At 53.3% G+C, this 13,088-nt stretch carries 17 protein-coding genes and 1 tRNA gene; 13 read left to right on the forward strand and 5 right to left on the reverse strand.

What is annotated here, in order from left to right; all coding sequences use genetic code 11:
• Positions 1–180 precede the first annotated feature (180 nt).
• The 8 genes from KQI82_RS09280 (at position 181) to KQI82_RS09315 (ending at position 6,304) form a co-directional block, all read left to right on the forward strand.
• Positions 181–774, forward strand: a complete 594-nt coding sequence (locus KQI82_RS09280; protein WP_216632495.1) for a hypothetical protein — start codon at positions 181–183, stop codon at positions 772–774.
• Positions 775–1,101: 327 nt separating this feature from the next.
• Positions 1,102–1,305 carry a 50S ribosomal protein L31 gene (gene rpmE / locus KQI82_RS09285; protein ID WP_021748737.1) on the forward strand — a complete coding sequence of 68 codons (204 nt, stop codon included), beginning with the start codon at positions 1,102–1,104 and terminating at the stop codon, positions 1,303–1,305.
• Between the two features lie 114 nt (positions 1,306–1,419).
• The gene (locus KQI82_RS09290) at positions 1,420–1,923 is read left to right on the forward strand and encodes a flavin reductase family protein (protein ID WP_216632496.1); all 504 of its coding nucleotides are present in this window, start codon (positions 1,420–1,422) and stop codon (positions 1,921–1,923) included.
• Between the two features lie 32 nt (positions 1,924–1,955).
• Positions 1,956–3,236 (forward strand): GTPase HflX, encoded by a 1,281-nt coding sequence (hflX, locus tag KQI82_RS09295; RefSeq protein WP_216632497.1) that lies wholly within the window; start codon positions 1,956–1,958, stop codon positions 3,234–3,236.
• Positions 3,209–3,760 carry a GNAT family N-acetyltransferase gene (locus KQI82_RS09300; protein WP_216632498.1) on the forward strand — a complete coding sequence of 184 codons (552 nt, stop codon included), beginning with the start codon at positions 3,209–3,211 and terminating at the stop codon, positions 3,758–3,760. The genes hflX and KQI82_RS09300 overlap by 28 nt, the downstream gene beginning before the upstream one ends.
• Positions 3,735–4,373, forward strand: a complete 639-nt coding sequence (locus KQI82_RS09305) for a YigZ family protein (protein WP_216632499.1) — start codon at positions 3,735–3,737, stop codon at positions 4,371–4,373. The genes KQI82_RS09300 and KQI82_RS09305 overlap by 26 nt, the downstream gene beginning before the upstream one ends.
• A 163-nt stretch (positions 4,374–4,536) precedes the next feature.
• The gene (locus KQI82_RS09310; protein WP_216632500.1) at positions 4,537–4,980 is read left to right on the forward strand and encodes a MarR family transcriptional regulator; all 444 of its coding nucleotides are present in this window, start codon (positions 4,537–4,539) and stop codon (positions 4,978–4,980) included.
• A complete protein-coding gene (locus KQI82_RS09315; RefSeq protein WP_216632501.1) occupies positions 4,970–6,304 on the forward strand; it encodes an MATE family efflux transporter in 1,335 nt (444 codons plus the stop codon). Before KQI82_RS09310 ends, KQI82_RS09315 begins: the two co-directional genes overlap by 11 nt.
• A gap of 63 nt (positions 6,305–6,367) precedes the next feature.
• On the opposite strand, the gene KQI82_RS09320 is transcribed toward KQI82_RS09315, so the two are convergent.
• On the reverse strand, positions 6,368–6,976 hold the full coding sequence (locus KQI82_RS09320) for a hypothetical protein (RefSeq protein ID WP_216632502.1): 609 nt from the start codon (positions 6,974–6,976) through the stop codon (positions 6,368–6,370).
• Between the two features lie 221 nt (positions 6,977–7,197).
• On the opposite strand from KQI82_RS09320, the gene KQI82_RS09325 reads away from it, so the two are divergent.
• The 5 genes from KQI82_RS09325 to KQI82_RS09340 all read left to right on the forward strand — a co-directional run bounded on the left by KQI82_RS09325 (position 7,198) and on the right by KQI82_RS09340 (position 8,764).
• Positions 7,198–7,274 (forward strand) — tRNA-Arg (locus KQI82_RS09325).
• Between the two features lie 284 nt (positions 7,275–7,558).
• Positions 7,559–7,849, forward strand: coding sequence for a helix-turn-helix domain-containing protein (locus KQI82_RS09330; RefSeq protein ID WP_216632354.1), 291 nt, complete (start codon positions 7,559–7,561; stop codon positions 7,847–7,849).
• An 87-nt stretch (positions 7,850–7,936) separates the two neighbouring features.
• Entirely contained in the window at positions 7,937–8,071 is a 135-nt protein-coding gene (locus tag KQI82_RS15775; protein ID WP_277602912.1) for a hypothetical protein, read from the forward strand.
• A gap of 80 nt (positions 8,072–8,151) precedes the next feature.
• Positions 8,152–8,421 carry a helix-turn-helix transcriptional regulator gene (locus KQI82_RS09335; protein ID WP_216632355.1) on the forward strand — a complete coding sequence of 90 codons (270 nt, stop codon included), beginning with the start codon at positions 8,152–8,154 and terminating at the stop codon, positions 8,419–8,421.
• Positions 8,405–8,764 carry a sporulation initiation factor Spo0A C-terminal domain-containing protein gene (locus KQI82_RS09340; RefSeq protein ID WP_338148971.1) on the forward strand — a complete coding sequence of 120 codons (360 nt, stop codon included), beginning with the start codon at positions 8,405–8,407 and terminating at the stop codon, positions 8,762–8,764. Before KQI82_RS09335 ends, KQI82_RS09340 begins: the two co-directional genes overlap by 17 nt.
• Before the next feature lie 120 nt (positions 8,765–8,884).
• Here the strand turns inward: KQI82_RS09340 and KQI82_RS09345 are convergent, their stop codons facing one another.
• The 4 genes from KQI82_RS09345 to KQI82_RS09360 are packed head-to-tail and all read right to left on the reverse strand — an operon-like array spanning position 8,885 to position 13,027.
• On the reverse strand, positions 8,885–10,099 hold the full coding sequence (locus KQI82_RS09345; protein WP_216632503.1) for a M20 metallopeptidase family protein: 1,215 nt from the start codon (positions 10,097–10,099) through the stop codon (positions 8,885–8,887).
• Between the two features lie 2 nt (positions 10,100–10,101).
• Positions 10,102–10,470, reverse strand: a complete 369-nt coding sequence (locus tag KQI82_RS09350; RefSeq protein ID WP_216632504.1) for a RidA family protein — start codon at positions 10,468–10,470, stop codon at positions 10,102–10,104.
• 19 nt (positions 10,471–10,489) lie between these two features.
• Positions 10,490–11,935, reverse strand: a complete 1,446-nt coding sequence (locus tag KQI82_RS09355) for a M20/M25/M40 family metallo-hydrolase (RefSeq protein ID WP_216632505.1) — start codon at positions 11,933–11,935, stop codon at positions 10,490–10,492.
• 24 nt (positions 11,936–11,959) lie between these two features.
• Positions 11,960–13,027, reverse strand: a complete 1,068-nt coding sequence (locus tag KQI82_RS09360; protein WP_216632506.1) for a glutamate cyclase domain-containing protein — start codon at positions 13,025–13,027, stop codon at positions 11,960–11,962.
• Between the last annotated feature and the right edge of the window lie 61 nt (positions 13,028–13,088).

Below are 13,088 nucleotides of genomic sequence, written 5' to 3' on the forward strand. Positions count from 1 at the left end.
CTCTTTTTATCTCCAAAAATACAGGGAAATTTCGTTGTTTTTGGTTGGGCATAAATGATAAATTAGGCTTTGATATTTAAGATGATCGTTGAATTCAAAAGGACAACTGTAGATAATTTTGTTCTCTTACTTTTAATATTTTGATTGTTGTGATATTATTGGTCTATAGGAGGAGATTTTATGAAGAAGTTTCACTTGCTTTTGTCATTGTGTCTTATACTTTCTGCTTGTGATGGTAATACAGATACTCCAACTAATGCAGAAAAACCCAATGTATCTAATGATGTGATTATTGAGGAAACTCCAAATGTTGATGATAATCAGCAAGGGGAAGTAGTTTCTGACACTGGACCTCTTTATTTTGAATCAGATGAAGTTGTAGATAAGTTCTTTACTGACTACAATGCTATTGCAGAAGTGGTAATTCCTGTAGAAGAAATTGAGAAGGGTAATATCAGAACAAAAGCATTGGTTTACATTGATGATTTGAGTTTGGAAATTATCAATGCTAATGATCTTCTTTCTGTTTCTATGAGTTCTTCTATTGAGAATGAAGATACAAAGCTGTATGCCATTTTCAGAGATACTATTAAGGCTATGAATGCAAATACAGCAGACGAGGATATACAGTCTGCATGGAATGCAATTCATGAGTCAGGTTATCTTGTAGAGGATTATGATTTCAATAGTATAAGCATTACCTATGTACCTTCTAAAGAATTGTCTTGGGGTACTTCTGATTTGAGAGTGGATTTGGAATTCCCTTTGAAGTAAAAAATACACATAAATAAGTAAATTTACGACAGAAAAGGCCCCTTTCTTTTAGAAATAAAAGAAAGGGGCCTTTTCTATGATGAAAAAAGATTTAGGTCAGTATTTCACAACCTCCAATACCATTCTTAAAATCCTTACAACGATATTTTTGGGTAAAACGGAGGCTGAAGTAGTGTTTTGATTGGTGCTGTTGGGGTTAGCAAAGGATATCCACACTGCTATAGTATATAAAAAAATGAAAAAAGCTTGCAATTCAAATTGTTCGGTGTTATACTGAGAAACGCCTTTATGGAAAGATACTGACTATGAAAGAGGTGAACGAGAGCAATGAAGGAAGGAATCCATCCCAATTATCAGCAGACTACGATTACATGCGCCTGCGGTAATGTGATTGAGACAGGTTCTACTAAGAAGGATATCAAGGTAGAAGTCTGCTCTAAGTGTCACCCCTTCTTTACTGGTAAGCAGAAGCTGGTGGACACCGGCGGACGCGTCGCCAAGTTCAACAAGAAGTTCGGCCTGGACAAGTGATCACAAAACCCGTATCCGCTATGGATACGGGTTTTACTTTTTCTGCTTTTGCGCATATAATAGTTGCTGTGGTCCGCTCAAACGGCGGAATCTTTCTCAAAAGGGAGTGGAAGTATGTCGTTGCACAAAGTAGAGCTGAATGAGGTTTCCCCAAAGGTATTGGAGGTATTCGGCACGCAGAACGCGCTGCTGAGCGCCGGCGGAAAGGACGGGTGCAACACCATGACCATCGGCTGGTGCGGACTGGGGCGGCTTTGGAACCTGCCCGCCTGCACGGTCTATGTCCGTCCGGAGCGTTATACGTATGAATTTATGGAGCGGCGGGAGTATTTCACCGTCTCCATATTCGATATGAGCCATAAAAAAATGATGGGCTACTGCGGTTCAAAAAGCGGCCGGGATACGGACAAGATAAAAGAGTGCGGTCTGAGCCTGCGCTATGGAGCGGGTGACGCGCCGTTTTTTGACGAGGCGGAGCTGGTGCTGGTGTGCAGGAAGCTGTATGCCCAGGACCTGGATCCCTCCTGCGTCCTTGATGAGCGGATTAATGGATTTTACCAGGGCGAGGGATGGCACCGCCTCTATGTGGGCCAGGTGGTGGAGGCGTACCGGCGCTGAGCGCTCCAGACTTTGAAATCAAAGGAGTATGCATGGAACAAACACAAGATAAACGGGATTTGGTGGTGCTGGTGGGGTTGAACTCACCGGTCCTTGGGCGGGAGGAGACCGCCGACGATTCCAGTATGGAGGAGCTGTCCGCCCTGGTGGAGACCGCCGGCGGCGAGGTGACAGCCATCCTCCTCCAAAACCGGGACAAGCCTGATCCCCGCACCTTCATCGGTGAGGGGAAGGTGGCGGAGGTCCAGCTCTATGTGGAGAACACCAACGCCACCATGGTGATTTTTGACAACGACCTGTCCCCCTCTCAAATGCGGGTGCTCACAGGGCTTCTTGGCGTTCAGGTGCTGGACCGCTGCGGCTTGATTCTGGATATTTTTGCCCAGCGAGCCAAGACAAAGGAGGGCCGTCTTCAGGTGGAGCTGGCCCAGTATCAGTACCTGCTGCCCCGGCTGGTGGGCATGTGGACACACCTGGAGCGCCAGGCCGGCACCAGCGGCAAAGGGCCCATCGGCTCCCGCGGCCCGGGTGAAACCCAGCTGGAGACCGACCGCCGGCACATCCACCGCAAGATCGCCAAGCTGAGGGAGGACCTGGAGGAAGTGCGCCGCGTCCGGGGGACCCAGCGGGACCGGAGGAGGAAAAACGAGATTCCCGTGGTGGCCATCGTGGGCTATACCAACGCCGGAAAGTCCACGCTGCTCAACCAGCTGACCGGCGCCGCCATTCCGGCCAACAACCGGCTCTTTGACACGCTGGACACCACCAGCCGCCTGCTGAGCGTCAGCGATACGCTGGACGTGGTGGTCTCCGACACCGTGGGGTTCATCCGCAAGCTGCCCCACCAGTTGGTGGAGGCCTTTAAGGCCACGCTGGAGGAGCTGGAGTATGCGGATTTGCTGCTCCATGTCATCGACGTGTCCAGCCCTGAGTGGCAGCAGCAGACCCAGGTGGTGGAGGCCCTCATCCACGAATTGGGGGCGGACCAGCTGCCAAGAATCAATGTGTTCAACAAATCCGACCTGGTGGGAGGAGATATTCTGCCCCACGGTGAGGACATCGTCTCCGTCTCCGCCAAAACAGGGCAGGGGATCGACGATCTGCTGGCCATGATCGGCAAGCGCCTGGACAAGGGCAGCCGGCGGGTGACGCTGCACCTGCCCTATGACAAGGGCGGGCTCCTGGACGCGCTGTACCGGGAGGCAAAAGTGGAACAGGTGGACTACAGCGACACCATCGATGTGACGGCGGTCTGCACGCCGAAAACGCTGGGGCAGGTGAATCAATGGATCGAATCGAAACCGCAAGAGTGATCCTGCGTCCCTTCCGGGACGCAGACGCCGCGGATGTATATGATTATGCAAAGGACCCCCGTGTGGGACCGGCGGCCGGCTGGCCGCCCCACAGGGATGAGGCGGAGAGCCTGGAGATTATCCGCACGGTGTTTGCCGCGCCCGGGGTGGCCGCCGTGGAACTGAAGGAGACGGGGCGGCTCATCGGCTCCGTCGGCTTCACGGACACCCATTACGGCGTATTGACAGAGCCGGACGACGAGATCGGTTATGCCCTGCACCCGGAGTATTGGGGACGAGGGCTGATCCCGGAGGCGGTCCGGGCTGTGATGGAGTATGGCTTTACAGAAATGGGACTTCAGACCATCTGGTGCTGTCACTACCAGGGGAATCTCAAGTCCCGGCGGGTGATCGAAAAGTGCGGCTTTCGCTACCGCTACTGCGCCCAGGCCGATGTGAAGCTGCTGCATGAGAAGCGGCTGTGCCTGCACTATGCGCTGACAAAGGAGGAGTGGGAACGTGGAATCTTATCTGGTGCCCTTTGAGACGGCGGAGAGTGAATTCGTGGAAAAGCGTTCCCGCTTTATCGGCAGGGTCTGGAGGGTGGAATCCGAGGAAGAGGCCCGCGCCAGGATTGAAGAGACGAAAAAGCGCCATTACGACGCCCGCCACAACTGCTGGTGCTACCTGCTGCGGGATCAAAACGTGCTGCGCTACAGCGACGACGGAGAGCCTCAGGGCACGGCCGGGCAGCCCATGCTGAACGTGTTTCAGCGTGAGGGGGTCTGCAATGCGTGCTGCGTGGTGACCCGCTATTTCGGAGGCGTGCTGCTTGGCGCCGGAGGGCTGACCCGGGCCTATGCCAAAGGGGCGAAGGACGCGCTGAATGCGGCCGGAGTCTGCCGGATGAGCCGTTGGACCCAGTGGGAGATTCCCTGCACCTATCCGCTATTTGAACAGGTGAAGATAGAGGTGGAGGGAGCGTGCGGCCATCTTGTGGATGCGGAATACGGAGCGGAAATCCTGATCCGCGGCGCATTTCCAGATGGCATGGCCGAGCATTTCCAGAACCGGCTGACCGAGCTCTCCGCCGGACAGCTCACCATGCGATCGCTGGGGCAGGTCTTCCAGCCAGGCCCCCGGGAAGAGGCAAAGTGATACATCGATCCGGCAGCCTGCGCTGCCGGATTTTTTCTGCCGTTCGATTGGACAGGATGCCGACGTGTGAAAATTTTATTGACAAATGAAGCATGACGTGATAGCTTAGTTAAGCTTACTTAATTAAATTTGCTAAAGTATTGATGAAGCGGGAGTGGGGAATATGACCAATTTAGCCAGGAGCGTGGATGAGTTCTACTATCATATGGCTCTTTATGAGCTGCGGATGATGAACGGAGCGGACTTTTTTAACGGTCTTTCCTACAACAGCCTCCTGTATCTCAACGTGATCTGGATGACAGAGGAATGCACGGTGAGCAAGATTGCGGATACGCTGGGGGTGACAAAACCGGCCGTCACGTTGAAGATCAATGAGCTGGTGCGGACAGAGGCCATTGCAAAAACCCGGAGCGAAAGGGACCGCAGGGTATATTACATCAGGCTGAGCCCACGGATGGAGGCGCTTTTTTCCAACTATGACAGGGTGTTCGACCGGATTGAGTTGGCATTGAAAAGTCAGTACGCGGAAGAACAGCTGACGCTGTTTGAGGAGATTCTGCGTACCATTTCGGGGATTGAATGGAGCAAAGATTCACATGAACAATGAGCTGGGGCGGGAGATTACGATCCCCTCCATTTTAAAATTCACCCTTCCCTCCATCCTGACCATGGTGGTGATGTCTCTCTATACGGTGGTGGACGGCACCTTTGTCTCCCGCCTGGTGGGAACCAACGCCTTCTCAGCGGTGAACATCGTCTATCCGCTTTTGAGCGTCACCATCGGCCTGGGCACCATGTTCGGAACCGGGCTGACGGCTGTCGTTTCGAGGAAGTTGGGGGAGGGGAAAGAGGAGGAGGCGCGGCAGGATCTGACCTTTGTCCTTCTGGTCACGATCCTTCTTGGCGTGGCGGTGACACTGCTGTGCTTTTTCTTTTTGGAGGAGATCATCCGGGCGCTGGGCGCCAATGACGAGATTTTCCAGGACTGCCGGGACTACGCCTTTCCGCTGGTCTTTTTCTTTGGGGCCAATATTCTGCAGCTCCAGTTTCAAACCCTCTATGTGGCCTGCGGCAAGCCCTGCATCGGCCTTGCGACCACTGTGTTAGGCGGGCTTGCCAATGTGGCGCTGGACTATCTCTTCATCGCCAGATTCCATATGGGGGTCGCCGGAGCCGCCATTGCAACAGGCATCGGCTACTCCCTTCCCACCGTGTACGGCTTGGTGTACTTTGCCTGCAACCGGAAGGGCACGCTCTATTTTGCCAAACCCAAGGCGGATTTCCGCCTTCTGATCCATACCATGGTCAACGGCTCCTCGGAGATGGTCAACAATCTTTCCACCAGCGTCACCACATTTTTGTTCAACGTGATTATGATGCGGATGATGGGGCAGGACGGCGTGGCGGCGGTCTCCATTTTGCTGTATCTGGACTTTGTGCTCATTGCCATTGCCCTGGGGTATTCCCTTGGCGTGGCGCCGCTGTTCTCCTATAATTACGGCAGCGGCGAGGAAGAGAAGCTGAAGCGCCTCTTCCGGATGAGCACGTATTTTTCTTTTGCGGTTGGGGCGGTGATGACCTCCGGCACAATCCTGTTTGCAAAACATTTGGCGGGGATTTTTACCCATCAGGGGACGCCGGTTTATGAGCTGGCGGTATCTGGCCTGGGGATTTACGCGCTGAGCTATCTGTTCAAAGGCTATAACGTCTTTTCGTCCGCCCTGTTCACCGCCTTTGGCGACGGGAGAACCTCGGCAATATTGTCCTTTTTGCGTACGTTTGTATTTTTAAGCGCATCGCTTTTGGGGCTTTCCTCCCTCTTTGGCGTGGAGGGAGTCTGGTTTGCCACTCCGGTGGCGGAGCTTTTGTCGCTGCTGCTGTCTCTATTTTATCTGATCCGCTGCCGCAAGCGCTACGGCTACTGGAAGTAAGTGAAAACAATCAAAGCGGCGGGAATCTCCCGCCGCTTTTTCAATCCTGATTCCAAAAAGTCTTCAGCCGTTCAGCGTCTCCTCCAGGGCCTTCAAATCCGCGCCCAACTTGTCGAAAGAGACAGGCAGCTGAGAGATGCTGACCTCAATCTTGCGCATCTCTCCGGTGACATGGGCGGAGGCGGTTTCAAAGGTGGTGGTGAGCGCCCAGTACTGCTGCTTGCACTGCTGCAGCAGCCGGTTGAGCCGTTCATTTGTGGCGGCCTCCAGCTCGTCGGCACGCTTGCGGGCCTCGCATTCAATGTTGCCGATGTGTTCCTTTGCCTTCTGATAGGACTCCGCCTGGGGCTTCAACTCCTGCACTTGGGCAAGAAGGGCGTCCCGCTCCGGCTTCAGAGCGTCCAGCTCCTGCGTCAGGGCGTCCTTAGCCGCGGTCTGCGCTTCAAGCTCTTCTTTCAGGCGGCCGCACTCCATGCGGCAGCTCTCCGCCTCCTGGCGCAGCGTCTCCAGCTGAGACTGTGCGGCAGCCTGTTCGGTCCGCAGGGCTTCGTTTTCCTGCTGCAGGGCTTCCATGGCGGCTGTGGCTTCCTGAGAGGTCTTTTCAATATAGCTGATAACATCCTGACGGTCAAACCCGCCGAACATCACACTTTTAAATGTGTTGCTTTCCATTGACCCACCGCTTTCTGTGTAAATATAGTCGTATCTTATCATAAAAGGGATGGGTTTACAATACTTTGCTTTTCCGGGTGTGAAAAGCGCATAGAATCCGCCGATCAGGCGGGCCTCGGCTCTGTGGCTGCGGGAGAGCAAGAAAATTGAAAAAACCATGAAAAAACTCTTGCATATTCAAAAAGCATGTGGTAATATAATTAAGCTGTCTGTGAGGACAAGCGCCGTTAGCTCAGCTGGATAGAGCGTCTGGCTACGGACCAGAAGGCCGGGGGTTCGAATCCCTCACGGCGTACCAAAAAACCGCTTAGAGCCGCAAGGCTTTGAGCGGCTTTTTGTTTTTTCGGATCATTTTCACTTTTTTGAAAAAGAAGCAGGCCCCTGAAGAGACCAATGTCTTTTCAGGGGCTTTTTCATTTGCTGTGAGTTTCTTTTGGAGAGCGACAAAAAGAATAGTTGATGTATTTTTCCTCTGTTATAAATAAATATTTTAGTATTTGCAGAGCATTCGCGCAATTTCGTGTTTTTTCTGTGTTAATGTCAAAAAAATGCAGGACATTCCCACAGAAAGGATGAGGAAACATGAAGATTTTTACGTATCACGGGATGAAAAACGTCTCGGGGTCCCGCGTCCGGAAGGCAAGAAGAGCGCTGAAGCTGTCGCAGACGGAGCTGGCGGCACAGCTTCAGATCCGTGGAGTCAGCCTTGAGCGGGATACCATCAGCCGGATGGAGATGGGGGACCGGATCATAGCGGATTACGAGCTGCGCACTCTGGCGGAAATACTGAAAGTGGACGTGGCGTGGCTGCTTGATGCGGAAGGTGAGGAAGAGATGGTGAGCCGGGCCGCAGAGGGACGGGGCGCCTATTGACCGTCAAGCAGCAGGGAGAGGATATGTCGATAGAGCGCTGTTTGAAAACGGAGGAACGAAACCGCGGGATAAGAAAAGAGGGGTAGTATGTCAAAGGATGAAAAGAACATGAAGAAGTATTGTAAGAAAGTGAGCGGGCGCGGTTCAGGCAGAGCGTTTGAAAAGCAAATGGCCCTTGGCAGTGTATTGCGGGGGAATAAAGTTTACGTATTTGACTGTTGACTGAGGTGTACCTCATAGCGGCGTGACCCGGCATTAGGTAAAATTTTCCTATATTCTGTCGAATTGGGGAGGTTTTGCTGATGCGTCAATACAAAACACTGCTTCAGGTATTTCTCCGCAACTCGATCTATGCCTTCCGCAAGGAGATGGGATACAGCCAGGAGCGCATGGCGGAGCTTCTGCATATCTCACCCCGCTCGTACATCGACCAGGAGCATGGCAAGTACAGCTTCTCCGCACTCTCGGTGATCTTTTTTCTGATAACGATACCGGAGGAAAGGGTGCTGTCTCTGCTGCGCGCATTCAGGAAGCTTTTGCAGGAGGAGGGGGAGCGTGGAGACGTGGCGTGATGGGGAGAAGCTGCTTTCGGAAATATATGATCTGCTGTACCGGATGGGGCTGACAGCGAACTACACCGGTTTTTTTCGGATATCCTACGCGATCTATCTGTCGGTGGAGAATCCGCAGCGGCTGGCGCTTGTGACAAAGTGGCTGTACCCGGAGGTGGCCAGGCATTACGGAACGACGTGGCAGGCGGTGGAACGGAACATCCGGTCCGCGATTGCCATCATATGGAGCCAGAAAACGCCGATTTTGACGGAGCTCTTTGGAGCGCCGCTGCCGGCCAAGCCCCGTAATGCCCAGTTCCTTGCCCTTGTGGCCGGACACTTTTCCCTTTCCCCTGTCGCATAACCGACCGAAAAGGACTACAGGACTGCGTTGAAATCAGATAAGGGAGAAGGCCCCCGGGGAATTTTCCCCGGGGCCTTCTGTTTGCACAGAGTATTCAGAGAAAAAGCGCTTTGGCTGAATTTATGGTTCATGGAATTTGTAAGATGATTGATCCATATAGTCCCAAGCACACTGTGCCAAAATTGCCGCCCCTAATGGCAGGCAATTTTCGTCAATGTCAAAGGTGGGCGTATGAATCGAAGAGGTCAGCCCCTTCTCCGGATTTCCACATCCAAGATTTGAAATGACCCCGCGGCAGGACTGCTGATACCATGCGAAATCCTCACTTCCGGTAGACGGGTATTGGATTGGCGCGATGTGATCTCTGCCCAGTATCTTTTCTGAGGCACCGCGCATAATGGCGCAGGCACTCTTGTCGTTGCAGACAGCGGGATAGCCTGGCGTAATTTCCAGTTCACAGGCAGCGCCGTAGCCTTCGGCGATTGCCGAGGATATCTTGTGCATTTTGGAGATCAGGTCTTCCCTTACATCGCGTTCCAAAGTGCGCAGCGTGCCGTACATGGTGACGGTGTCAGCAATGATATTCGGTCTGGTTCCTCCTGAAATGGTGCATATAGATAATACTGCGGGGGCAACAGGGAGGGTGAATCGACTGATCAGCGACTGAAAAGCGGTAATGATCTGGCTGCTGACCCAGATCGCATCGACGCCCCGCTGGGGATGGGCGGCGTGGCAGCTTTTCCCATGAACAATGAGGCGGAAGTTGTCTGCTGCCGCCATGAACGCCCCTTCATACACACCGATCTGTCCACACGCAATGTGGGATTGGACATGATGTGCAAAAATCACATCTACCTTTGGGCGCTCCAGTACGCCAAGCTCCAACAGGGCCTTTGCGCCGCTTGGAGCGGCTTCCTCGGAAGGCTGGAAAATCAATTTGACGCTGCCGCGAAGGGATTTACGATGGCGGCCAAGGAGAATTGCGGCGCCAAGCAGCATGGCGGTATGTGCGTCATGTCCGCAGGCATGCATGACGCCATTATTCACCGAACAATAATCGACCTGGTTTTCCTCTTGGATGGGAAGGGCGTCAATGTCGGCCCGCAGGGCGACAACCGGCCCTGAATATTCACCTGTAATTGTGACAACGGTTGCGGGCTGGGGAAAGTGATCTGCCGCAGGCAGACCGTGCTCTGCAAGGACGCTCCGGATGAACCGGCAGGTTTCAAATTCACTGCCGGACAACTCGGGGGTGCGGTGGAGACGGCGACGGAAGCCAATGATCATCTGCCGCAAGGACTGCCCTTCATCCCGAAAGTTTACATCCGTACACATAGCTACTCTTGATATGCCACTGCGTCAAGTTCAACGATCGCCGGTCCGGCCAGCGCCTTGACGGTGCAGAGTGTCCGTGCAGGGGGATTTGTCGCGAAGAACCTGGTATATACATTGTTGAATGCCGATAAATCCGCTGCATTTGTCAACAGAACAGTCATTTTTACCACGTCGCTGAGGGAATAGCCCTCCTTTTCCAACACCGTTTGCAAATTATGAACCGCGCATTCGGTCTGCGATTCAATTGTCTCCGGATATGTTCCGGAAGAGCGATCTATGCCGACCTGACCAGAGACGTATAGCGTGCTACCTGCACGCACAGCAGCGGAGAAAGGCCGCACTCCGCCTTCAAAAGGAATGAATTTCACCATAAAATAACCCCTTTCCGAATCAGCGGTTTGAATCCGCAAACCGTTTTAGAAATTTGATAAAGAACAGTTCGCTGTCAATGATGCCGGCACAGGCTCCGCTGCTCTCCACGGAAAGAAACTCATCGATGCCACCGGCATTGCCGCCATAGCCGAGTCCAACGTCAAAGAGAGTGGGAAGACCGTATTCAGAGAAGAGAGACCAGGGGCCGCCGCCGCCCACGAAGGGCCAAGTGAACCAAGGGATATGTTCCTCATCAAGGATGCCGGTAACGGCACTGCAAAGGTCACTGTCGGGGGAAGTCTGGCATGGCTCATACGCCGCAATGACTTCCATGCTGATATCCTCATAGCCCCGGTCGATCAGGTGCTGGCGGATGCGCGCAATCGTCTTTTGCGCAGAATAGCCCCGGGGCACGCGGACATCACACAGGGCCCAGGCCTGATTAGGCAGGCGGAATACCTCGGTGCCCGGGCCGGTAAAGCCGCTGGCAAGGCCGTTGATATTGAAGCTTGGGGAGTACCAGAATTTAAGGCAGGCGTCGACATTACTGAGAAGATCACTTTCCCCTTTGACGTCGGTGCCGATCATTGGCAAAAACTGCTTCCAGCTTTTTCCGGGAAACTGATTGCAGACATACTCGGCAACTGACCGCTCCTCATCGGTGACGGGCGGTTCATCTATGTAGAAGTCACGGATCAGCAGGCGACCTGTCTCATGGTCTCGGAAAGTGGACAGCGCCTCAATGAGACGCCAGGTCGGACTTTCGATCAGCGCTTGCGCCGCTGCATGGGTTGCGCGTTTTTGAGGCCCTTTGCCCCACAAAAGACCGGAGCACGTAAAGCGAATGTTGATGAGTCCTTTGTAACCCAGCGTAAGTTTTACCTGGCCGTCCCTGCTTTGCACGGCTCCTGGACAAAACGCGGCGTCCGCCTTGGCAATCCGGTCTTCATATTTCTTTACGAAAGCCTTGTAGTTGGGGCTACCGCAATTCTCTTCGCTTTCAGCGAGAAAAAGAATGTTGACCGGCAGCTTGCCGTCCACCTCTTTTAAAGCGCGCAGCGCGTTGATCCAGGAGATATAGGGCCCTTTTCTCCCCTGGGCCCCGCGGGCAAGTATGACCGCTCCAACATCCTCTCTATCAACAAGGTCAGCGGCAAAGGGATTACTGCTCCAGCCCTCGCCATCAGCCGGTTTGGTATCAAGCATGCAGTAGTTGACCAGCGTTTTCTCCGCGCCGCAGTCAAGGTACGCAAACACGCCGGGCCGACCGGATTCCGTTTCGACCAATTCAACCTCCTGACACCCCAGCTCGCGATAGTAGCGCATCAGGAGCTGTGCAGACTCTGTGCAGCCGATGTTGTTTGACGGGATGCAGGGCTGACGCAAAAACTCCTGAATGCGGGATATGTCCTCATCCCAATGCTGCTTTAAATACGTGCGGTATGCGGTATAGTCCTGGTTCATTTTGGAAATCTCCTTACAATTTTTTTATGATTCGAAAAAGCCTTTTTTAAGGACGGCATCATAGGTGGCGGAATGGAGATCGATTGCCTGCAGCGGATAGGTGACAACCTGACGCAGCATCTCCACAAGCATCATGTTGAAATCGAGCGCAATACCGTCGATCGAAGGGATCACCCGTCCAGATCCATCGATTAAGTCATTGTCATTTGCACACTCGCACACCCTTTTTTCTATCGCTGCGGTGGGAATGAGGTCCGGCTTCCCGGTAATGGCGGCCAGGGCGGCCGTCACGCCATAGCACGCCCAATCGGAGGTTGTGGCCACGATGAGGTGATCTGCCGAGGTTGCAACACAGAGTCCTCCATCACAGCCGCAGATACAGTGATCACCCTGGGGAATGTAGGCACGGATCGTCTCTCCTATTTTGCCAAGGCCGATCTCATTGCCCAGATCGCCAATTGCAAAAGTGGGGATCCCCCGTTCCTGGCAGATGGTAAAGAGGCTGTCAAGCTTTGCGCATAGACGGCTCACATCGGTTCCGGTACCCTGATGATATACGCCGTGAACGTTTTTACCAGGCTTTTCGATTGCAAAAACGGCCTTGGGAATTGTTCTTTCCAACATGACTTTACATTGCTGCGCTGCTTCGGCGGGCTCAAGGGAAATTCCGATTACCGCCGCTGAATTGGGAAGCGTTTCGATCTCTTCTATAGAACCGCAGGCATTGATGCCGGCGGACTGCAGCACATTGCGCACCGCAGAGGTGAGCTTCTCTTCGCAGAAGATGACTGGTTTGATTTTACACGCCATCAAAAGTGCCCGCGTGATCATAACCGTTCCGGTAAGACCGTCCAACTCACCCTTGCCATACGGCTCAAATACAAAGCCCGTCATAAAGAATAAATAATCATCTTCCCGCAGTAAGGAGTACAGCGCTTTTGTTCCGTGCAGGCAGACAGGCTCCTTTGTCTGTTCGCGTGCGCCTGCGTAAAGAATACGAGGGATACCGCAGCCGCGCATATCCAAAGTGATCAGCCGGTCAATGTTTTCACCGATTGATAATTCCAACAGGTCTTTTCTTGTCATGGTCATGTCCCTGTCCTTTCTTTTTGCTTGCGCCGCTCCACAGACAGTTTCTCTGTGGAGCGGCGCG

This window comes from Dysosmobacter acutus (genome assembly GCF_018919205.1).
GTDB classification, from domain to species: Bacteria; Bacillota; Clostridia; order Oscillospirales; family Oscillospiraceae; genus Oscillibacter; species Oscillibacter acutus.